Below are 18,598 nucleotides of genomic sequence, written 5' to 3'. Positions count from 1 at the left end.
ATGCGGCCGAGGTCGACGTTGTGAAATCGTCGCGATGTCGTTGGCCCTTGCATCTGGAGGAGCGTGGCGATGATTCGGATTCTGGCGTCTGTGGGGCTGGGGGATATAACCGCGTCACGGATGTCCGCGTGGTGCAGAGGGCTCTTAACCTCTACATACGCCGGTATATTCGACGTCGAGAAATTGCAGAAACAGGTTTGATATCGTTCGATGCTGTCGAGACGATCAAGAACCTTCAGCGCACGTTGGGCCGCGTGGCTAGTGGTCGCATTGAGCCGATGTCGCCTACGCTGCATGCACTTGACCAAGTCTTCCGTACGGCCGGCATATCTTTATCGGAAAATGCGTTAGTTGCGGAACGAAACAGCATTGAGGTTCTTGTGAGCGATGGCCGGCCGATAAGTCTCGGCTCACAGTGGGGACACGTAGCGATCGCGATTGGAGGCACGGTGTACTCGCGCGCTCACGACAATTACTACGTGCTGCCGCGCTCGGAATATTTGGAGCGAAATAGCTTCCGAGAAACGGTCGGTCTTGTCCTACAGATGTCCGCTGCAGAAGTGGCTAGCATCGAAGCCGACTTGAGGCGGCGAGTAGCGCTAAATACTCCGTACGATCTGATCGGCAATAGTTGTTCAACAAACGTTGCCGACGTATTGGAGAGGGTTGGCGTGTTGGCACATGATCCGCGGTATCAGTGGGACGCTTCGCGCAGAACTGCGGTTAGCCCGAAAGAGGTGCTGATCATTGTGTCTCGTTCGTCTCGACTCCAAAAACGCAATATCTACCCGAAACGAAAATGAAGCGCTTGCTCTCTGCGTTCGTCTTGCTCGCGGCCCTATCTGGCTGTTCAGACGCGCCCAAAGGCCGTTGGCGAGTTACCGCTCCTGTCGACGTCTACTCTGAAAATAATGATGGAGCTCCGGTAGCCTTTGTTCTTCAGGCGGGGGACATATGTGCGCTGGGTCGCGACTGGAGTTACCAGAAAATGTTCAGATTCAAGCGCGTCTCTTGTACTAGAGGAGACGGGTGGATATCGATCGACGAAAATTTTGTGCGGGAGCCCGATTGAGCATAAAGTTTCTTGTTGGGGCCGACGGCTGCCCGGACCGCTAGCCTTTTGTTCTCACCCCGTCTGTGCTCCACTGATACCACCTGAAGGCTGGCGGCACACCTGCCACAGTTTTCCGGGCGCAAAATCCTCCTGTTCCCCCTTCTTCGCATACCCCAGCGGGTTCGCGATGACCCGGCACCCATCCTTTACATAGTCCTGCGCGCAATGCAGGTGGCCGTGTATCCAGATGTCGGCCAGCGGCAGCAGCGCGTCCAGCGCGTTGCAGAATCCGGCGGTGCCGGGGGTGAGGCCGTAGCGCGGGTCGGCGCTGGCCAGGGTGGGGGCGAAGTGGGTGACGGCGATGGTTGGGCCTTCGAAGGGGTCGCGCAGGGCGGCGTCCAGCCATTGCTGGCATGCCAGGCCCTGTTCCCGCATCTGTTCGGCCATGAAGGGCGCGCCGTTGCGGCGCATCTCGGCCTTTTCCAGGTAGAAGTCCGCGGCGCGAAACGCCTTGGCGCGTTTTTTCATGATGTCGCCGATGGCCTCGCCCGGCGCGGCGAGCGCGTCGAAGTCCGTCCATAACGTGGTGCCGACGAAGCGCACGCCGTCGATCACGGCAGTTTCGCGTTCCAGCCATTGAATGTCCAGCGCCTCGCAAAGATCGCGCAGGCGCGCGTGCGTCTCGTCGAAATCCACGTTGTCGTATTCGTGGTTGCCGGGCACGTACAGCACCGGTGTGGGCCAGCCGTGGCGCGGGGAATAGGTGCCAAGGCCAAAGTCCGTGCGCTCCAGCCGCGATCCTCGCCGATACGAGCCGATGTCGCCCGCCAGCACCAGCAGGTCGGCGCCGGGCACGGGTCGGGCTTCGAACGTGGGGTCGGTTTCCAGGTGCAGGTCGGAAAGCAATTGAATCTTCATGGCCCCTATCTTAGGCGACGCGGGCAGGGCGGCTGCGCCTCGCAAGCATCCATGCGACACTTTCTCCAATCGTTCCCGCAACCCCGACATAGGAGGAATCCCCATGCGTACCGTCTTTGCCGCCGCCGCGATCTTGCTGGCGTCGGGCGCGCAAGCGCAATTGATCAAGTGCGACCAGGCTTCCACGCAGACGGACATGAATCTGTGCGCGGACCAGGCGTACCGCAAGTCGGATGCCGACCTGAACGCCGCCTACAAGGAAGCGATGACGCGCCTGAAGGACCGCAAGGATGCGGCGACCCAACTCGAAGCGGCGCAGAAGGCCTGGCTGTTTTTTCGAGATGCCGAATGCACGTTTTCATCCGGCGGCGTCACGGGAGGCAGCGCGTATCCGATGGTGCTGAGCATGTGCCTGGACGAGCTGACCCAGGCGCGCACCAAGCAACTGCACGCCTACCTGAAATGTGAAGAAGGCGACATGAGCTGCCCCGTGCCCGGCAAGCCATGAAGGCGGAAGCAAAGGATTTCCAGCCCCAGCCGCCGGGCAGCATCGCCGCCCCGGACGCCGGCCTGATCGTCGACGACCACGGCGTTGCCCGCTGCTTCTGGCAGCCCACGATGCCCGACTATCACGATCACGAATGGGGCCGCCCCGTGGCGGACGACCGTCGGCTCTACGAAAAAATCTGTCTTGAAGGCTTCCAGGCGGGCATGGCGTGGATCACCATCCTGCGCAAGCGCGAGGCGTTTCGGGAAGCGTTCGACGATTTCGATTTCGAGCGCGTGGCCCGCTACGACGAACGCGACGTCGAACGCCTGATGGGCAACGCGGGCATCGTGCGCAACCGCGCAAAGATCGTGTCCGCCATCAACAATGCGCGGCGCGCGATCGAACTGGCCAACGAAACGGGTTCGCTGGCCGGCTGGCTGTGGGCGCACGAACCGCCGGCGCACGTCCTCCCGGCGTCGGTGGATCGCGGGCACTGGGACAACAATCCCACTTCAAAGGCGTCGATTGCGCTGTCGCGCGATTTGAAGCGGCGCGGCTGGACCTTCGTGGGCCCGACGACGATTCATGCGTTCATGCAGGCCGTGGGCATGGTGAACGAGCATATGAGCGGATGCGTGTGCCATCCGGAAATCGAGGCTGCTCGCGCCGCCTTCAAACGGCCCGTCGGGGCGATTCCCACTAAAGCTTGAATTGGTTGCGGCTCGCAAGTATATTGGTTGCGACTCGCAACTTAAGGGGTGCGCCGTGGATCTCATCGACTTGCCGTCCCGGTCTCGGGACAAGACCATCCAGGACCTGCGGGAGTTTTCCCGCAAACTGGTTCGCGAACTGGGTTTCATGCGCACGTCGCTGGCCGGCAGCGAGCTGGCCCCGTCCGCCGTCCACGCCATCATCGAGGTCGGCCTGCAGCCGGGCATCCAGGCGCGCGATCTGGCGGGCATCCTGCGATTGGACAAATCCAACACCAGCCGGCAGGTGGCCAAGCTGGAGGCCGCCGGCCTGCTGGCGCGCGAGGCGTCGGCCGACGACGCGCGTTCATCCCGGCTGTACCTGACCGAATCGGGCCACGCCCTGCGCGCGCGGATCGATCAGTTCGCAACGGACCAGGTGTCGCACGCGCTGCGGCGGATGGCGCCCGAGGACCAGGAGTCGCTGATCCGCTTTCTGTCCTTGTACGCGGACGCGCTGTCCAGCGAAAACCCGAACGATGCGCCGGCGCCAACGTCCAGCGGTATCGAAGGCCAGATCCATGAGGGCTATCTGCCCGGATGCATCGGCGACGTCGCCAGCCTGCATGCGCGCTATTACGCCCAGGCCTCGGGCTTTGGCGTTTACTTCGAGCGCAAGGTCGCGACGGAGCTGGCCGAGTTCGCGGAAGAACTGCCGGCAAGGGGCAAGAACCTGTGGCTGTACATGGATGGGGGCAGGACGCTGGCCTCCATCGTCATCGACGGCGACCTGGCCACCCGCAAGGCGCATCTGCGCTGGTTCATCGTCGATGAGTCGCTGCGCGGCATGGGCGTGGGCCGGGCCTTGCTGGCGCGCGCCATGGCGTTCGTGGACGAGCGCTATGACGAGACCTATCTGTGGACCTTCAAGGGGCTGGACGCCGCCAGGCACCTGTACGAAGCGGCGGGCTTCACGCTGACCCAGCAGTCCGAAGGGCGGCAGTGGGGCAGCGTGGTGGTGGAGCAGCGCTTCAACCGCGTCAGACCACGCTGATGCGCAGTTCGGCCAGCAGCGCGGCCGCCTGGGTCTTCGAGATGGTCGCGCCCGCCAGCCGCGCCGCCGCCGTCAGGTCCAGGCCGCCCAAATCGGCTTCGCGCAGGTCGGCGCCTTCAAAGCGCACGTTTTTCAGGGTGGCGTTGCGCAGGCTGCCGCCATGGAACACGGCATCGCGAAAATCGCTGCCGGACAGGTCGGCGTCCGAGAAGTCCAGTTGAAGGATGTCGGATTTTCGAAACGACACGCCACGCAGCAGGGCGCCGACCAGCAGGCATTCTTCCAGCGTCCAGCCCAGGCAGGCGATGCCGTCGAAATCCGAACCCGTCAGCTTGCACCCTTGGAACCGGGCGGAGGCCAGCCGCGCGCGGCGCCAGTTGGCGTTGTTGAGGTCGCAATTCTGGAACACGGCCTCGCTGGCGTCCGCCGAAGCGAAACTGGCCTGACCGCCGCGGCAGCGCAGCCAACGCGTGTCTGCCAGGTTCGCACCCTGGAAGGAAGCGCCCGCGATTGCGCAGGCGGTGAACTGAAACCCGCGCAGGTCCAGGCGGGAAAAATCCGCATCCTGGAAATCGCAATCCTCGAACGACAGCGCGCCGCCGGCCGCCTGTTCCTGCAGGGCCAGCAAGGTGTTGCGGTCCACATCCTGGCCGACGACAGGCCGTGTGGGTTCTTGCGTCATCAACCTATACCGCCGCTTCCGATTGCAGGCGGCCCAGGATGAACCCGTCCACCGCGCTGGTGCGTCCGCGCCACAGCGTGGGCTGTCCGGCGATGGGCGTGCCGTCGGCGGTGAAGAAGAGGGCGTCGGCCAGGTGGATGTAGTTGGGCAGCGGATCGACAGGCTGGGGCAGGCGGAAAACGTCGCCCAGCTCGGCCAGCGACGCATGCACCGTCTGGCGCGTGCCGGCGTCCAGGGATTCGAGGGAACTGGTGAAATTCGCAGCGAACCTGTCGAAGTACTCGGCGCCCGACACGATCGAGCCGGACACCAGCATGCCGCCCATCTGCAGCGTCACGCCGATGCTTTCGATCTGGCTGCCGTTGTTCACCAGATTGACCAGGAACTGCAGGAAGGCGTCCGCGCCGGGAACGGCGGAAGCAGGCTGGCCGGAGGTGGGGTCGATGCTCATGAAAGCGGTCTCAGTAGGGTTTGCAAGAGGCACAAGATACTAGAAAGAAGCGAAGAATGCCTGCGCGGCAATTGCGCGATAAACGGGGGGTTCGGCCGCGTGACCGGTTCATCCGGCGGGCATCGTCCGCAGTAATTTGGCAGCCTGAAGATCCATCCCGCGATGGGCGGCCAACGTGTTCTTGGCGCTGGCCATGCGCATCGCGCCGCATTTCTTTTGGAGCATCCGAATGAGCAGCGTGAACATCCTGGGTATCGGCGCCGGTTCCGGCCAGCCGGAAACGGCTTCGCGGTCCGGATCGCGCGACGACGGTTTCCGTGCCGCGTTCGCCAGCGCAACCGAGCGCAACCGCTCGGCCATGGCGGGCGGCGTTTCGGGCGCCTCGCAGGCCGCGCCGTCCCAGGCCGAGCAGGAATTCATGGACTATGCCTCGATGTCGCTCGAGGACAAGATGTTCTACGCGGCCCTGGCGAGCCTGGGTATTTCCAAGGCCGAATACGACGCCATGTCGGCGGCCGAACGGCTGGAAGTCGCGGCGAAGGTCTCGTTGGCCATGCAGCAGCTGGCCAAGGCGGAAAACACCAAAGAAGTGCTCTGACCGGGCTAGCCGGCGGCCGGGCTGCGTGCCAGGCTTCGAGCCAGCCGCTCCTGCGCGCGGCGCAGGCGGTCGCTCAGTTCGGCCGGCGCCAGCACTTCGAATTCCACATCCAGCGCCATCAGCCAATACGTCAGCGCATCCAGTGAGTGCGCGCCGCAATGCAGCAGGCAGCGCTGGTCGTCCAGCGCTTCCAGCCGGCCCGATGAAGCCGGAATGCGCGCCACCATGGCCGCAAGCGGCGCATGCAGGACAACCCGTGGCGGTTCGGAATAGGGCGGCGCGCTGACGGAGCGCGCCACGAACGCGCGCAAGTCGCCTCCCTCGGGCGAAGCGCGGGGCGCGAAATGTCTGCCCACGCTTGGCATTCCTGCGATGCGGTCGATGCGGAACGTGCGCCAGTCGTCGCGCGTCGGATCCCATGCCACCAGATACCAGCGATATCCGGTGTACGCCATGCCCTGGGGCTCGACCAGCCGGGTGCTGGCCTGACCGCGGCCGTCGGTGTAATCGAAGCCGATCTGCAACTGGTCGCGGCACGCGGCGGCCAGGGCGGCAAGCACGGCCGCGTCCACGTTCGGTCCGTCGCGCTCCATGGGCACGATGGCGGCGCGCAGCGCGTCGACCCGGCCGCGCAGCCGCGCGGGCATCACCTGTTCCAGCTTGACCAGCGCGCGGAGCGCGGTTTCTTCAATGCCGCCCACCGCGCCCGTGGCGGCCGTGCGCAACGTGATCGCGACGGCCAGGGCCTCGTCGTCGTCCAGCAGCAAGGGCGGCAGGGCCTGGCCGGCTCGAAAGGCGTAGCCGCCGGCCACGCCACTGCTGGCATGGATGGGATAGCCCAGTTCGCGCAGCCGGTCGATGTCCCGGCGCAGCGTGCGCGGGTGGACGGACAGCGTCTGCGCCAGGTCTGAACCGGACCAGTGGCGGCGGGTCTGCAAAAGGGAGAGCAGGCGCAGGAGACGATTGCTGGAGCGAAGCATGGGGGCAAGATAGCGCGAATCGAGGGCGGAATCTGTCCGCAATGGATTCTACAGTGGCGGCTGTTTTCAGCGGCACCGGCCGCAACGCCAACCCTCTTCAACATCGGAGCTTTTCCACATGTCCATCGTCCTGTATTGGCACCCCATGTCCAGCGCCTCACCCGTCGCCAGCGCCCTCGCGGAGCTTGGCGTGGCCCATGAACGCGTCAAAGTGGACATCCGGACGGGCGAACAGCGCCGGCCCGAATTCCTGGCGTTGAATCCGAACGGCAAGGTTCCGACCCTGACGGTGGACGGCGCGCCCATGTTCGAAACGCTGGCCATCCAGCTTTGGCTGGGCGAGCGCTTTGGCGTGGAACGCGGCCTGTGGCCCGCGGCCGGCACGCCCGAGCGCCTTCAGGCGATGTCGTGGTGCGCGTGGGCCTACGTCAGCTATGGCGCGGCGCTATCGCGCCGGTACATGGCCGCAGAGGGCGAGGGCCCGCGTCGGGATGCAATCCAGGCGCAGATCGCGCTTGACGACATGGACGCGCTGCTCGCGGTGCTTGACGGCCATCTTGCATCGCGCGAATGGCTGCTCGGGGCGGCCTATTCGCTGGCCGACCTGGTGGTCGGCTCGGTGCTGGGCTACAGCGCCTACCTGGGCGCGCCGGTGGGATCCCACCCGCGCGTGCAGGCCTGGTTGAGCCGGGTGCAGGCCAGGCCCGCGATGCAGGGCGATGTCTAAGTCTGGAACCCCGCGCGGTTCATGGCGCCGCGCGGGGTGCTGCCGTCACCAGCCCCAGCAGGTGCCCGCCGCCGGCTTGCCGCAGGTGCGGTAGTTGACGGCGAACCACAGCTTGCCGGCGCCGCGGGGGGTGGAGTCGGACGTCTTGACGTCATCGCGGGGAAGCTCTTCCAGCGTGTCCCGCGCCGTCTTGGTGGGCGAGCCGCTGGCGGCGCCCGGGACGAGAGCGATTCGCCCCAGGCTGGCCGCATTGCGGTCTTCGAACACGATATCGGTGTCGGTCAGCGCGCTCATCTTCAGCGACGCGTCGCGCACGGCGGCCGCATAGCTGTCGCTGGCGCCGGTGGGCAGGATATCCTTGTCCAGCGTGCTCACGGCCAGAATCTGAGCAGGCGTGGCGGGGGCCTGCATCTTGTACTGGTCCAACGCCGGCAACTGGTTGGCGGCGGCCTGGCGGCGCAGCCAGTCGCCCCACAGGAACTCCGCGAATTCAGGCAGATCGCCGTTGCTGTACGCGATGTCGCGCGTGAAATACACCAGCGAACGGTAGCGGTCTTCCTGCATGCCGCCTGCCTCCTGCGCGTTGGGCAAGCCCAGGCGCGCGGGCAATTGGTCCACGGTGATCGGCTGATTCTGTCCGTCGCGCAGCCAGGCGCGGCGTTCGTCCACCATGCGCTGCCAGAAGGCCGAGGCGGAGGTGAGATCGCTGTAGTTGGCGTCGACCTTCACCCACACCGGCAGCTTGGGGCCGCCGTCGAAGATCTCGCGCAACGACGAAAACGTGTGATGGCCGTCGGTCAGGTACAGGTTGCCGTCCCAGCCGACGACGACGGTCTTCAGGTTGGCGGTGTTCGTGCCGGGGGCGTCCTTGCAGGTAAACGTGTCCGGCTGGTCCAGGCGGGCGGCGCGCGCCTCGGCGATGCTCTGGAACTTTTGCGCGCGCTCGGCGCCGCCCACGTCTTCGCAGTAGTCGTCGAACTTCTTGCCGACCGTGCGGTTCAGATAGTCCAGTTGCAGCGCAGGGGTCGCGGCCCAGGTCGCGCGGTCGAAGTCACCCTGCCAGCGGCCCAACTTGTAGTAGATCTGGTCGTAGCCGATGGCCGCCTGGGTGGGATTCAGTTCCTCGATGCGGACCTGGATGACGTCGCCGGACTTGGCGCTCAGGTAAGCCGTGTTGCGCGGGGGCGCCTCGGGTTCCGGGGCCGGGGTTTCGACGACCGGAGGCGGCGCCGTGACCGGCGGTTCTTCATCGGCATCGTCGCTGCCGCCGTTGCAGGCGGCCAGGGCCAGCGGCAGCAGGGCCACTGCGAAAACGCGCAGCAGGCGGCGCTGAAGGCGGGCGGAAGCGGAAAGGTCGAAACGGGAACGAAGAGGCATGGCAGTTCTTGGGGGCTGCGATCAGTAAGGGAGGCCGATCATGCCGGACGCTTGTTTCCTGCACATTGCACTGCACCGCGAATGGAACCGAGCTTATGTCCGCGCATAGCCGGCGGCAAGGAGATAATGGCGGCGCGCCCTCCGGCAGAGTCCGTGGCGGCGCGAGCATGCACATCACCATCAAGGAGGACACCGGCAATGGCTTGCATCAAATTCTGGCGGGTCTGCGTCGTGCTGGCCCTGACCGCCATCGGCGGCGGCGTGGCCGCGCAGGACCGGGGCGCGCAACTCCTGGAGGCGGCCGCGAAGGGCGACACCACGCGCGTGCGTGACCTTGTGGCGCAGGGCGCGCCGCTCGAGACGCGCGACGAAGAGGGCAATACGCCCTTGCTGCGCGCCACCCAGGGCAACCACGCAGCGGCCGCGGGCGTGCTGATCGAAGCCGGCGCGAATGTGAATACGCAGAACCGCATGCAGGACAGCGCCTATCTGCTGGCGGGAGCGCGGGGCTATCAAGAGATCCTGGAGCTGACGCTGACCCATGGCGCCGACCTGAAAAGCACCAACCGCTACGGCGGGACAGCCTTGATACCCGCGTGCGAACGCGGCCATGTCGAGGTCGTGAATCGGCTGCTGCAAGCCGGGGTGGACCCGAACCACGTCAACCGGCTGGGCTGGACCGGCCTGCTGGAGGCCATCATCCTTAGCGATGGCGGGCCGCGGCATCAGGCCATCGTTGCGTTGCTGATAGAAGGTGGGGCCGATGTGAACCTGCCCGACAACGACGGGATCAGCCCGCTTCGGCACGCTCGCCAGCGCGGGCAGACCGAAATTGTCCAAATGCTGGAGCGCGCCCAGGCGAAGTAACGGCCCGGGCGCAAAAAAAGCCGGCGCCGCATGGCGGGCCGGCTTCACATCCGCTTAGAACTGGTGGCGGATGCCCACGCCCGCGGCGGTGCTCTTCAACCCGTCGATGAACGCGTAGTCCGTGCCGTACGAGCCATAGGCGTACAGGTTGGTGCGCTTGGACAGGTCGTAGGTGTAGCCCACGCTGTAGACGTTCATGTTGGCGTCGTCGCCCGTCAGCTTGTCGTTGGACGGCGCAACGTGTTGCCACGAGGCGAACAGGCTGCTGGCGCCGCCGATCGGCATGGTCGCGCCCAGCATGTACGAATTGGCCTTGAAGCCGTCCACGAAGCGGTTCGTGCCGAACTCGTCGCTGAACGGCGTGCCGGCCGGCAGGTCCTGGCCGACGAACCAGCCGTCGGTGGTGCGGCCGTAGGCGGCCGCCAGCTTGACCACTTCCAGGTCGTACGACACGCCCAGTGCGTACTGGCGCGGCGTGGCGCCGTTGTCGATGCTGCTGCGGTTGGCGCCGTTCAACTGGTCGTAGGTCAGCGCCACGTTCAGCGGGCCCTGCACGTAGCGCAGGCCGGCGGTGATGCCGCGGGTGTTGTCGGCGGTGCCGAAACCGGTCTGGTCCGTCGTCGTGTCGTCCGCGCTGAAGGAATAGCCCACGGCCATTTCAAAGCCGTTCACCGACGGGGTGCGGTACATGACCATGTTGTCCCAGCGCATGGTGTTGGCCGCGCTGAAACCCAGGCCCAGGTTGGATTGGGTGTAGCTGGTGTAGAACGGGTCGATGTCGGCCAGGTAATTGGAACCGACCGTCGCCTGGCGGCCGAATTCCAGCGAGCCCCAGGCGTCGTTGGCCAGGCCGATGGTGGCTTGGCGGCCGAAGATGCGGCCGGACTGGCCGCGCTGCCCGTTGGCGGAATCGAACCCGCTTTCCAGCGTGAAGATGGCGCGCAGGCCGTCTCCCAGATCGTCGGATCCGCGCAGGCCCCAGCGGGAGCCGGCCTGGATGCCGTTGATCATGCCGAGCTTGGAACCACTGTATCCGTCGCCCTTGATCTTGTTGTAGCCAATGCCGGTGTCGATGACACCATAGAGAGTGACTGACGGTTCTGCCTGAGCAACGCCTGCGAAAGCAGCCAGCGTTGCGGCGGCGAGGAGCGTCTTTTTCATCCGGGGAACTCCTGGGATAAAGGTTGTGAAAAAAGCAAAAGGAACACGGCGCCAGGTATCAACCCAGCGGTGTTCCTTGGGGCGTAGTGTAAAACAACGCGCTATTTGGCGTTATCCGGCGGCAATTTCGGTCTAAATCTGGCTATTTATGAGGCGGCGTTTTCGTTCCAAATGGCTCAAACAAGGGGCGGATTGACCGCAGGGCTTCATAGTGGCATCTTGCCCCGAAGCTCAACCCCTGGAACCCTGCCCCCGTGGACTATCCGCAGCCACTCGTCACCGTCGACGCCGTTCTCCTTACCCTGCGCGATTCCGGCCTGGAAGTCGCATTGCACCAGCGCGACCGCGAGCCTTGCGCGGGCGCCATGGCGCTGCCGGGCGGGGTGGTGCACGCGAACGAAGACGGATCCACCGAAGACAGCATCCGGCGGGTGCTGCGCGACAAGACCGGCTTTGAACCGCGCTATCTGGAACAGCTCCAGGTGTTTTCAGGGCAGCACCGTGATCCCCGGCAGTGGTCGCTGTCGGTGTCCTATGTTGCGCTGGTGCCAGCCGCCGAACTCGAAGCCGCCACGCGCGCGGATTTTCGTTTTGTCAGTGTGGATAACTTGCCGCCGCTGGCGTTCGACCACGCCGATATCGTGGGAGCAGCGGTGACCCGGCTGCGCGGGAAGTCCAGCTATTCCACGCTTCCATTCTTCCTGTTGCCCGAGCGTTTTACGCTGACCCAACTGCAGCACACCTACGAGGCCATCCTGCAGACCCGCCTCGAAAAGTCCAATTTCCGCCGCAAGATGGAAGCCTGGGACGTGCTGGAGGCCACCGATGATTACGTTGGCGGCGCGCAGCGTCCTGCCCGCCTGTACCGGCTGAAGGACTTCACCCTGTTCGACCGCAGCGTCGCCTGAAGTGGCGGCCGTTCAAATTTGTTGCGTTGATAGTTGCAAAACAACAATAAGTGCATCTATACTGGTGTCACTTAGTTTTGAATTGCCACTAAGAGACGACCATGTTCACGATCACTGCGGTAGTAAACGGACAACGCCAGAGCGGCACGCCGGCTTCGTTCAAGTTCCCGGCCGGCGAATGCCAGGTCACGGTGCCGGCCGAATTGCGCGAGCAAGCGGACGCCGTCACAGACTTCCGCATCCACGCGCTGTTGAAGTCCGCCGACGACGTCATGCAGTTGCTGATGCTGACGGATGCGCTGCGCCGCCTGAACCCCGCCGCGCCGGTGCACCTGGACATGCCCTATGTGCCGTACGCCCGCCAGGACCGCGTGTGCAATCCGGGCGAGGCGCTGGGGGCGGCGGTGTTTTGCAAGCTGATCAACGACCAGCAATACGCCACCGTGACCATCGTGGAACCGCACAGCGACGTTACGCCGGCTTTGTTGCAGCGGGTGCGGGTGGTGGACGCCGCCGCGTTCCTGAAAAAGGCGTTGGCCGCGCCGGCCTTTGCTGGCGGCGTCACGCTGATGGCTCCGGATGCCGGCGCCCGCAAGCGGGTGCAGGCGCTGGCCAAGGCGCTGGGCGTTGCCGACGTCCGATATGCGGAAAAGGTCCGCGATCCGCGGACCGGACGCATCACTGAAACGCGCGTGCCCGACGATATCCCGGCCCAGCCGGTGCTGGTGGTCGACGACATTTGCGACGGCGGCCGCACCTTCCTGGAACTGGCGGCCGCCCTGCGCGACAAGACCACCCAGCCGCTCTATCTGTATGTCACGCATGGCATCTTCAGCAAAGGCCTGGCCGAACTGAGCGCCCGCTACGCCGACATTTTTACCGCGTATGACTGGACGCGCGCCGAAGGCGCACCGGCTGCGGGCGCAGCCATCCCCGTGCTGGTCAATTAAGAAGGAATCCACCATGAATGCTCCCGAAACCCTGGCCCCCGTGCTGAAGAACGGCCTCAATCCCTTTCTGCAGGCGGACTTCTACAAGACTGGCCACCCCTTCCAGTACCCCAAGGGCACCAACAAGATCCTGGCCAACTTCACGCCGCGCTCGGCACGGCTGGCGCCAGTGCTGCCGGAGCTCTTCGACGACAAGATCGTGTGGTTCGGCCTGCAGGGCTTCATCAAGGAAATCCTGATCGGCCTGTTCAATCGTGAATTCTTCGGCAAGCCGGCGGAAGCGGCGGTGCGCCAGTACCAGCGCCGCGTGGACAACGCGCTGGGCAAGGGCGCGGTCACGGTCGATCACCTGCGGGCCTTGTATGAACTGGGCTACCTGCCGCTGGAAATCCGCTCGGTGCCGGAAGGCGCGCGCGTCGATATCCGGGTGCCGCCGGTCACGTTCGTGAACACCCGGCCGGAATTCGCCTGGCTGGTGACCTACATCGAAACCCTGTTCAGCTGCGAATCCTGGAAGCCGTCGACGGTGGCCACCATCGCCTTCGAATACCGCAAGCTGCTGACGTACTTTGCGCAACTGACCGGCAGCCCGATGGACTTCGTGAACTGGCAGGGCCACGACTTCTCCATGCGCGGCATGGCCGGGTTGTACGACGCCCGCAAGTGCGGCGCAGGGCACCTCCTGTCTTTCACCGGCACCGACACCATTCCCGCCATCGATTACCTGGAAGACATCTACAACGCCGATTCCGACCGCGAACTCATCGGCGGCTCGGTGCCCGCCACCGAGCACTCGGTGATGTGCCTGGGCAGCCAGGAAGGCGAGATCGAAACCATCCGGCGCCTCGTCACGCAGGTCTATCCCGCCGGCATCGTGTCCGTGGTGTCGGACACCTGGGACTTCTGGCAGGTCGTGACGGACTTCGCGGCGGCGCTCAAGCCCGAGATCCTGGGCCGCGGCGCGGATGCCTACGGCAACGCCAAGGTCGTGTTCCGGCCGGACTCGGGCGACCCCGTGAAGATCCTGACGGGCTATTTCTGCACCGACGTGCCGAACGTGCAGGACCGCGCGGCCATGGCGCAGGCGCAGGCCGACGGTTTCGAGGCCGTGCGAGACGCCGCCACGGGCACGTACTGGCTGCTGGACGAGGGCGCAGGCGCGCAGCAGACGCTGCGGGCGGCAGAGGTCAAGGGCGCGGTGCAGTGCCTGTGGGACACCTTTGGCGGTGTGCAAACCGATCGCGGCTACAAGCTGCTGGATCCGCACGTCGGCCTGATCTACGGCGATTCCATCACGCTGACGCGGGCGCGCGACATCCTGGTGCGCCTGGAACGCAAGGGATTTGCGTCGGGCAACGTGGTGCTGGGCATCGGGTCCTACACCTACCAGTACCTCACGCGCGACACCTTCGGATGGGCTTTGAAGGCGACGTATGCCGAGGTCAACGGCGAACCGCAGGAACTCGTCAAGGATCCGGTCACGGATTCCGGCGTGAAGAAGTCCGCCAAGGGACTGCTGCGCGTGGACGAGACGCCGGACGGCTACGTGCTGCACGACCAGCAGACGCCAGAACAGGCGGCGGGCGGCGCACTGGCGCCGGTATTCCGCGACGGCGAGTTGCTGGTCGAACAGAGCCTCGCCCAGATCCGCGAGCGGCTGCAAGGTTCGTGGGTGTGCCCCGAGCCCGGCAGCGTCCGCTGGCCCGGCTGCTGATCCGGGCGGCTGATCCGGGCGGTTGATCCTGGCGGCTGAGCCCAGCGGCCGCGGCCCGGCCCGCAAGTAAAAACGGCGTCCGCAAGGACGCGTTTTCCGTCTTGGAATCGCGTGCGGGAGTGCTAGCGCCGGCGCGCCTTCTTTTCTTCGCGCACGAAGATCACCACGCCCACGATCACCATCAGCGCCAGCGCATACCAGGTGATGGCGTAGACCAGGTGGTTGTTCGGGAAGTTGATCACCGTCAGGCCGCCCACCGGCGCCTTGGCGGGGTCCTTGCCGGCGCTCGAAGCCGCGTCGGCGTCGATGAAGTAGGGCGCAACGTCGGTCAGGCCGCGCGCGGCGGCGATGGCCGGAAGATCACGCGAATACCAGAGGTTGGACGCCGGATCGTTGTTGCGCAGGAATCCGCTGCCGGGTTCGCCCATGCGCAAGAGGCCCGTGACCTGTGCGGGGGCGGGCGGCTGCGCCGTGCTGGCCTGAGCCTTGCGCCATTCCGGCAGCACGAAGCCGCGGTTGACCAGCACCGTGCTTCCGTCGTCCAGTTTCAGCGGCGTCATGACCCAGTAGCCGCTGCCCAGTTCGGTGGCCGCCTGCACCAGCGTCTGCTGGTCGAAGCTGTAGGTGCCGGCCACGGAAACGTGACGGTATTCGGCGTTGTCGGACGTGAGCCCCGCCCACTCGTTCTTGCCGGGGGCCGGGGTGGCCGGCGCGTGGGCCCGCTCGTCGACTTGCGCGATCAGCGCGCGTTTCCAGGCCAGCCGATGCACCTGCCAGGTGCCCAGGGCGCACAGCCCCGCGAAGACGGCGACCGCCAGCAACCCCAGGATGACCAGGGTTGCCTTGCGGCGCGGATTACGGGAGGTGTCGCGTGAAGAAATGTCTTTGACTACGGCCATCAGGGCATCTTGCGCATGTCATGCGTGGACATGGGCATCATGTTGGAGTTCAGGTGGTACATGATCCAGATGGATCCGCTGAGCGTAATGACGACCAGCACAAGCGTGAATATTAACGCCAACATGTTCCACCCGCTTTCGGACTTGGTGTCCAGGTGCAGGAAGTAGATGATGTGCACCACGATCTGCACCACCGCGAAGGCCAGGATCACCAGCCCCGTGACGCGCGAGCTGTCGATGACACGGTCCATGACCAGCCAGAACGGGATGGCGGTCAGGATGGCCGCCAGCACGAAGCCGGTCAGGTAGCTTTTGAGGGTGCCGTGGGCGACGCCGTCGTCATCGTCGTGGTGGTCATGGTGGTCATGGTGGTCGTGATGGCCCCCGTGTCCGGTATCGGCCAGGTTGTCCGTGTCCGATCTCATGGCAGCACTCCCATCAGGTACACGAAGGTGAAGACGCCCACCCAGATCAAATCCAGGAAGTGCCAGAACATCGACAGGCACATCAGGCGGCGGCGGTTTTCGGGAATCAGGCCGTGCAGGCGCACCTGGAGCATCAACGTCACCAGCCAGACGATGCCGAAGGTGACGTGCAGCCCGTGCGTGCCGACCAGCGTGAAAAAGGCCGACAGGAAGGCGCTGCGCTGCGGGCCGGCGCCCTGGTGGATCAGATGCCAGAACTCGTACAGTTCCAGCGACAGAAAGCCCAGGCCCAGGATGCCGGTCACCGCAAGCCAGATCTGAGTCGCACCGATCCGGTTGCGCCGCATTTCCAGCATGGCGAAGCCGTAGGTGATGGAGGACAGCAGCAGCAGCGCCGTGTTCACCGCCACCAGCGACAGGTCGAACAGGTCGGCGCCGGACGGCCCCGCCGCAAAACTGCGGCCCAGCACGCCGTACACGGCGAACAGGCACGCAAAGATGAGGCAGTCGCTCATCAGGTAGACCCAGAACCCCAGCATCGTGCCGTTCTTGGGGTGGTGTTCGCCGGGTACGTAGAACACGGGCTCCGAAGGCGGCGCCGCGCCGCCTGGCATGGGTTGGGCTAGCGTGGTATCAGACATGTTGGGCCAACAGCCTTGTGCGGGCGTCTTCCGTGGCAACGACCTCGGCGGCCGGCACGTAGTATTCCCGCTTGTAGTTGAAGGTATGGATGATCGACACGAGGATCAGCGCCGCAAACGACAGCACCGTCAGCGGCCACATGTGCCAGATCAGCGCAAAGCCCATGACCACGCTGATCCCCGCCAGCACGATGCCCGCCCAGGTGTTCTTCGGCATGTGGATCGGAATGAATCCCTGCTGCGGGCGTTGATAGCCGTGCTGCTTCATCTGCCACCAGGCGTCCAGGTCATGCACGCGCGGCGTGAAGGCGAAGTTGTAATTGGGCGGCGGCGATGACGTGGACCATTCCAGCGTGCGGCCGTCCCAGGGGTCGCCCGTGGTGTCGCGCAGCTGCTCGCGGCGGCGGTAGCTGACCACGAGCTGGATGATGAAGCTGGCGATGCCGCAGGCAATGAGCAGCGCACCGAACGCCGCGATCTGGAACCAGATCTGCAAGGACATGTCTTCAAAGTGGTTCACGCGGCGCGTCACGCCCATCAGGCCCAGCACATAGAGCGGCATGAACGCGACATAGAAGCCCACCAGCCAGAACCAGAACGAGCACTTGCCCCAGAACGGATCAAGCTTGTAGCCGAAGGCCTTGGGGAACCAGTAGGTGATGCCGGCCATCAGCCCGAACAGCACGCCGCCGATGATCACGTTATGGAAGTGGGCGATCAGGAACAGACTGTTGTGCAAGGCGAAGTCGGCGGGAGGAACCGCCAGCAGCACGCCCGTCATTCCCCCGATCACGAACGTGACCATGAAACCGAGGGTCCACAGCATCGGGACTTCAAAGCGGATGCGCCCGCGGTACATCGTGAAGAGCCAATTGAAGATCTTCGCGCCCGTCGGTATCGAGATGATCATTGTCGTGATCCCGAAGAACGAGTTCACGCTGGCGCCGGACCCCATGGTGAAGAAATGGTGCAGCCACACCAGGTACGACAGCACCGTGATCACGACCGTGGCGTAGACCATGGACGCGTAGCCGAAGAGGCGCTTGCGGCAGTAGGTGGACACCACTTCAGAAAAGATGCCGAACGCGGGCAGGATCAGGATGTAGACCTCGGGGTGGCCCCAGATCCAGATCAGGTTCACGTACATCATGGCGTTGCCGCCGAAGTCCGCGGTGAAGAAGTTGGTGCCGACGTAGCGGTCCATGGACAGCAGCGCCAGCACCGCCGTCAGCACCGGAAAGGCCGCCACGATCAGCACGTTGGTGCACAGCGCGGTCCAGGTGAAGATGGGCATGCGCATCAGCTTCATGCCCGGCGCGCGCATCTTCACGATGGTGACCAGCAGGTTGACGCCGGATAGCAGCGTCCCGACCCCCGCTATCTGCAAGGCCCAGATGTAGTAGTCGACCCCCACGTCAGGACTGTGCAGGATGCCTGATAAAGGCGGGTACGCCAGCCAGCCGGTGCGCGCGAATTCGCCCACGAACAGCGACATCATCACCAGGATCACGCCGCCCGTCGTCATCCAGAAACTGAAGTTGTTCAAGAACGGAAAGGCCACGTCGCGCGCGCCGATCTGCAGCGGGACGATGTAGTTCATGAGTCCCGTGACCAGCGGCATGGCCACGAAGAAAATCATGATCACGCCGTGCGCCGTGAAGATCTGGTCGTAGTGGTGCGGCGGCAGGTAGCCGGTGGAATCACCGAAGGCCACGGCCTGCTGCGCCCGCATCATGATGGCGTCGGCAAAGCCGCGCAGCAGCATCACGATGCCCAGGATCACATACATGATGCCGATCTTCTTGTGGTCGATGCTGGTGAACCACTCGTGCCACAGGTAGCCCCACTTCTTGTAGTACGTGATGGAACCGAGCACCACGATGCCGCCCACCGCCACCATGAAAAAGGTGACCAGCAGGATGGGCTCGTGCAATGGAATGGCGTCCCAGGTAAGACGGCCGAAGATCAGCTTGGTGATGTCAGGTTGATCAGGCATCTCGATTCCAGCAAAAA

The 18,598-nt window shown here is 64.7% G+C and carries 21 protein-coding genes; 11 read left to right on the top strand and 10 right to left on the bottom strand.

The features are described 5' to 3' along the window. Positions 1-47: 47 nt before the first annotated feature. Positions 48-803: a hypothetical protein gene (locus RT614_RS07215; protein WP_313621325.1), complete on the top strand. Its 756-nt coding sequence runs from the start codon at positions 48-50 to the stop codon at positions 801-803. Continuing rightward, positions 800-1,072 (top strand): membrane lipoprotein lipid attachment site-containing protein, encoded by a 273-nt coding sequence (locus RT614_RS29075; RefSeq protein WP_409558431.1) that lies wholly within the window; start codon positions 800-802, stop codon positions 1,070-1,072. The genes RT614_RS07215 and RT614_RS29075 overlap by 4 nt, the downstream gene beginning before the upstream one ends. Positions 1,073-1,126: 54 nt before the next feature. On the opposite strand, the gene RT614_RS07210 is transcribed toward RT614_RS29075, so the two are convergent. Beyond that, a complete protein-coding gene (locus RT614_RS07210) occupies positions 1,127-1,972 on the bottom strand; it encodes a metallophosphoesterase (protein ID WP_313621323.1) in 846 nt (281 codons plus the stop codon). A gap of 103 nt (positions 1,973-2,075) precedes the next feature. Between RT614_RS07210 and RT614_RS07205 the strand changes: the two genes are divergently transcribed. From RT614_RS07205 to RT614_RS07195, 3 genes are read left to right on the top strand one after another with little or no spacing between them, the layout of a single operon-like run. After that, positions 2,076-2,480 (top strand): lysozyme inhibitor LprI family protein, encoded by a 405-nt coding sequence (locus tag RT614_RS07205; RefSeq protein WP_313621322.1) that lies wholly within the window; start codon positions 2,076-2,078, stop codon positions 2,478-2,480. Continuing rightward, the gene (locus RT614_RS07200) at positions 2,477-3,172 is read left to right on the top strand and encodes a DNA-3-methyladenine glycosylase I (protein ID WP_313621320.1); all 696 of its coding nucleotides are present in this window, start codon (positions 2,477-2,479) and stop codon (positions 3,170-3,172) included. The genes RT614_RS07205 and RT614_RS07200 overlap by 4 nt, the downstream gene beginning before the upstream one ends. A gap of 55 nt (positions 3,173-3,227) precedes the next feature. Continuing rightward, positions 3,228-4,205: a helix-turn-helix domain-containing GNAT family N-acetyltransferase gene (locus RT614_RS07195; protein ID WP_313621319.1), complete on the top strand. Its 978-nt coding sequence runs from the start codon at positions 3,228-3,230 to the stop codon at positions 4,203-4,205. Here RT614_RS07195 and RT614_RS07190 read toward each other — a convergent pair. Then, complete coding sequence (locus RT614_RS07190) at positions 4,192-4,887, bottom strand: pentapeptide repeat-containing protein (protein ID WP_313621317.1); 696 nt, start codon at positions 4,885-4,887, stop codon at positions 4,192-4,194. The genes RT614_RS07195 and RT614_RS07190 overlap by 14 nt on opposite strands. Positions 4,888-4,891: 4 nt before the next feature. Next, entirely contained in the window at positions 4,892-5,338 is a 447-nt protein-coding gene (locus tag RT614_RS07185; protein ID WP_313621315.1) for a gas vesicle protein, read from the bottom strand. A gap of 229 nt (positions 5,339-5,567) precedes the next feature. Between RT614_RS07185 and RT614_RS07180 the strand changes: the two genes are divergently transcribed. Further along, positions 5,568-5,936 (top strand): hypothetical protein, encoded by a 369-nt coding sequence (locus RT614_RS07180; protein WP_313621313.1) that lies wholly within the window; start codon positions 5,568-5,570, stop codon positions 5,934-5,936. Between the two features lie 5 nt (positions 5,937-5,941). Here the strand turns inward: RT614_RS07180 and RT614_RS07175 are convergent, their stop codons facing one another. Next, the gene (locus tag RT614_RS07175) at positions 5,942-6,916 is read right to left on the bottom strand and encodes a YafY family protein (protein WP_313621311.1); all 975 of its coding nucleotides are present in this window, start codon (positions 6,914-6,916) and stop codon (positions 5,942-5,944) included. Positions 6,917-7,034: 118 nt separating this feature from the next. On the opposite strand from RT614_RS07175, the gene RT614_RS07170 reads away from it, so the two are divergent. Further along, on the top strand, positions 7,035-7,643 hold the full coding sequence (locus RT614_RS07170) for a glutathione S-transferase family protein (RefSeq protein ID WP_313621309.1): 609 nt from the start codon (positions 7,035-7,037) through the stop codon (positions 7,641-7,643). A 45-nt stretch (positions 7,644-7,688) separates the two neighbouring features. Here RT614_RS07170 and RT614_RS07165 read toward each other — a convergent pair whose 3' ends face one another. Next, entirely contained in the window at positions 7,689-9,020 is a 1,332-nt protein-coding gene (locus RT614_RS07165) for a ParB/Srx family N-terminal domain-containing protein (protein ID WP_313621308.1), read from the bottom strand. Between the two features lie 198 nt (positions 9,021-9,218). Between RT614_RS07165 and RT614_RS07160 the strand changes: the two genes are divergently transcribed. Then, positions 9,219-9,887: an ankyrin repeat domain-containing protein gene (locus RT614_RS07160; protein WP_313621306.1), complete on the top strand. Its 669-nt coding sequence runs from the start codon at positions 9,219-9,221 to the stop codon at positions 9,885-9,887. Between the two features lie 54 nt (positions 9,888-9,941). Here the strand turns inward: RT614_RS07160 and RT614_RS07155 are convergent, their stop codons facing one another. Continuing rightward, complete coding sequence (locus RT614_RS07155) at positions 9,942-11,048, bottom strand: porin (protein WP_313621305.1); 1,107 nt, start codon at positions 11,046-11,048, stop codon at positions 9,942-9,944. Between the two features lie 254 nt (positions 11,049-11,302). On the opposite strand from RT614_RS07155, the gene RT614_RS07150 reads away from it, so the two are divergent. The 3 genes from RT614_RS07150 to RT614_RS07140 all read left to right on the top strand — a co-directional run bounded on the left by RT614_RS07150 (position 11,303) and on the right by RT614_RS07140 (position 14,620). Further along, positions 11,303-11,956, top strand: coding sequence for an NUDIX hydrolase (locus RT614_RS07150; RefSeq protein ID WP_313621303.1), 654 nt, complete (start codon positions 11,303-11,305; stop codon positions 11,954-11,956). A 101-nt stretch (positions 11,957-12,057) separates the two neighbouring features. Continuing rightward, a complete protein-coding gene (gene prs / locus RT614_RS07145; RefSeq protein WP_313621301.1) occupies positions 12,058-12,906 on the top strand; it encodes a ribose-phosphate diphosphokinase in 849 nt (282 codons plus the stop codon). 13 nt (positions 12,907-12,919) lie between these two features. Continuing rightward, the gene (locus tag RT614_RS07140; RefSeq protein ID WP_313621300.1) at positions 12,920-14,620 is read left to right on the top strand and encodes a nicotinate phosphoribosyltransferase; all 1,701 of its coding nucleotides are present in this window, start codon (positions 12,920-12,922) and stop codon (positions 14,618-14,620) included. Positions 14,621-14,742: 122 nt separating this feature from the next. Here RT614_RS07140 and RT614_RS07135 read toward each other — a convergent pair whose 3' ends face one another. From RT614_RS07135 to cyoB, 4 genes are read right to left on the bottom strand one after another with little or no spacing between them, the layout of a single operon-like run. Further along, on the bottom strand, positions 14,743-15,519 hold the full coding sequence (locus tag RT614_RS07135; RefSeq protein ID WP_313621298.1) for an SURF1 family protein: 777 nt from the start codon (positions 15,517-15,519) through the stop codon (positions 14,743-14,745). Next, positions 15,519-15,944: a cytochrome o ubiquinol oxidase subunit IV gene (cyoD, locus tag RT614_RS07130; RefSeq protein WP_313621297.1), complete on the bottom strand. Its 426-nt coding sequence runs from the start codon at positions 15,942-15,944 to the stop codon at positions 15,519-15,521. The genes RT614_RS07135 and cyoD overlap by 1 nt, the downstream gene beginning before the upstream one ends. Then, positions 15,941-16,585, bottom strand: coding sequence for a cytochrome o ubiquinol oxidase subunit III (cyoC, locus tag RT614_RS07125; RefSeq protein WP_313621295.1), 645 nt, complete (start codon positions 16,583-16,585; stop codon positions 15,941-15,943). The genes cyoD and cyoC overlap by 4 nt, the downstream gene beginning before the upstream one ends. Then, positions 16,578-18,581 carry a cytochrome o ubiquinol oxidase subunit I gene (gene cyoB / locus RT614_RS07120; protein WP_313621294.1) on the bottom strand — a complete coding sequence of 668 codons (2,004 nt, stop codon included), beginning with the start codon at positions 18,579-18,581 and terminating at the stop codon, positions 16,578-16,580. The genes cyoC and cyoB overlap by 8 nt, the downstream gene beginning before the upstream one ends. Between the last annotated feature and the right edge of the window lie 17 nt (positions 18,582-18,598).

The organism is Achromobacter sp., from assembly GCF_032102605.1.
GTDB lineage: Bacteria > Pseudomonadota > Gammaproteobacteria > Burkholderiales > Burkholderiaceae_B > Achromobacter.
Note: the sequence above shows the minus strand (reverse complement) of the source record. Positions and strands in the feature narration are given on the sequence as shown.

Excerpts from the sequence above, each read along its gene's own strand:
- RT614_RS29075 (WP_409558431.1), top strand. The coding sequence starts at position 800 with ATGAAGCGCTTGCTCTCTGCGTTCGTCTTGCTCGCGGCCCTATCTGGC.
- RT614_RS07210 (WP_313621323.1), bottom strand. The coding sequence starts at position 1,972 with ATGAAGATTCAATTGCTTTCCGACCTGCACCTGGAAACCGACCCCACG.
- RT614_RS07205 (WP_313621322.1), top strand. The coding sequence starts at position 2,076 with ATGCGTACCGTCTTTGCCGCCGCCGCGATCTTGCTGGCGTCGGGCGCG.
- RT614_RS07200 (WP_313621320.1), top strand. The coding sequence starts at position 2,477 with ATGAAGGCGGAAGCAAAGGATTTCCAGCCCCAGCCGCCGGGCAGCATC.
- RT614_RS07190 (WP_313621317.1), bottom strand. The coding sequence starts at position 4,887 with ATGACGCAAGAACCCACACGGCCTGTCGTCGGCCAGGATGTGGACCGC.
- RT614_RS07185 (WP_313621315.1), bottom strand. The coding sequence starts at position 5,338 with ATGAGCATCGACCCCACCTCCGGCCAGCCTGCTTCCGCCGTTCCCGGC.
- RT614_RS07180 (WP_313621313.1), top strand. The coding sequence starts at position 5,568 with ATGAGCAGCGTGAACATCCTGGGTATCGGCGCCGGTTCCGGCCAGCCG.
- RT614_RS07175 (WP_313621311.1), bottom strand. The coding sequence starts at position 6,916 with ATGCTTCGCTCCAGCAATCGTCTCCTGCGCCTGCTCTCCCTTTTGCAG.
- RT614_RS07170 (WP_313621309.1), top strand. The coding sequence starts at position 7,035 with ATGTCCATCGTCCTGTATTGGCACCCCATGTCCAGCGCCTCACCCGTC.
- RT614_RS07165 (WP_313621308.1), bottom strand. The coding sequence starts at position 9,020 with ATGCCTCTTCGTTCCCGTTTCGACCTTTCCGCTTCCGCCCGCCTTCAG.
- RT614_RS07160 (WP_313621306.1), top strand. The coding sequence starts at position 9,219 with ATGGCTTGCATCAAATTCTGGCGGGTCTGCGTCGTGCTGGCCCTGACC.
- RT614_RS07155 (WP_313621305.1), bottom strand. The coding sequence starts at position 11,048 with ATGAAAAAGACGCTCCTCGCCGCCGCAACGCTGGCTGCTTTCGCAGGC.
- prs (WP_313621301.1), top strand. The coding sequence starts at position 12,058 with ATGTTCACGATCACTGCGGTAGTAAACGGACAACGCCAGAGCGGCACG.
- RT614_RS07140 (WP_313621300.1), top strand. The coding sequence starts at position 12,920 with ATGAATGCTCCCGAAACCCTGGCCCCCGTGCTGAAGAACGGCCTCAAT.
- RT614_RS07135 (WP_313621298.1), bottom strand. The coding sequence starts at position 15,519 with ATGGCCGTAGTCAAAGACATTTCTTCACGCGACACCTCCCGTAATCCG.
- cyoD (WP_313621297.1), bottom strand. The coding sequence starts at position 15,944 with ATGAGATCGGACACGGACAACCTGGCCGATACCGGACACGGGGGCCAT.
- cyoC (WP_313621295.1), bottom strand. The coding sequence starts at position 16,585 with ATGTCTGATACCACGCTAGCCCAACCCATGCCAGGCGGCGCGGCGCCG.
- cyoB (WP_313621294.1), bottom strand. The coding sequence starts at position 18,581 with ATGCCTGATCAACCTGACATCACCAAGCTGATCTTCGGCCGTCTTACC.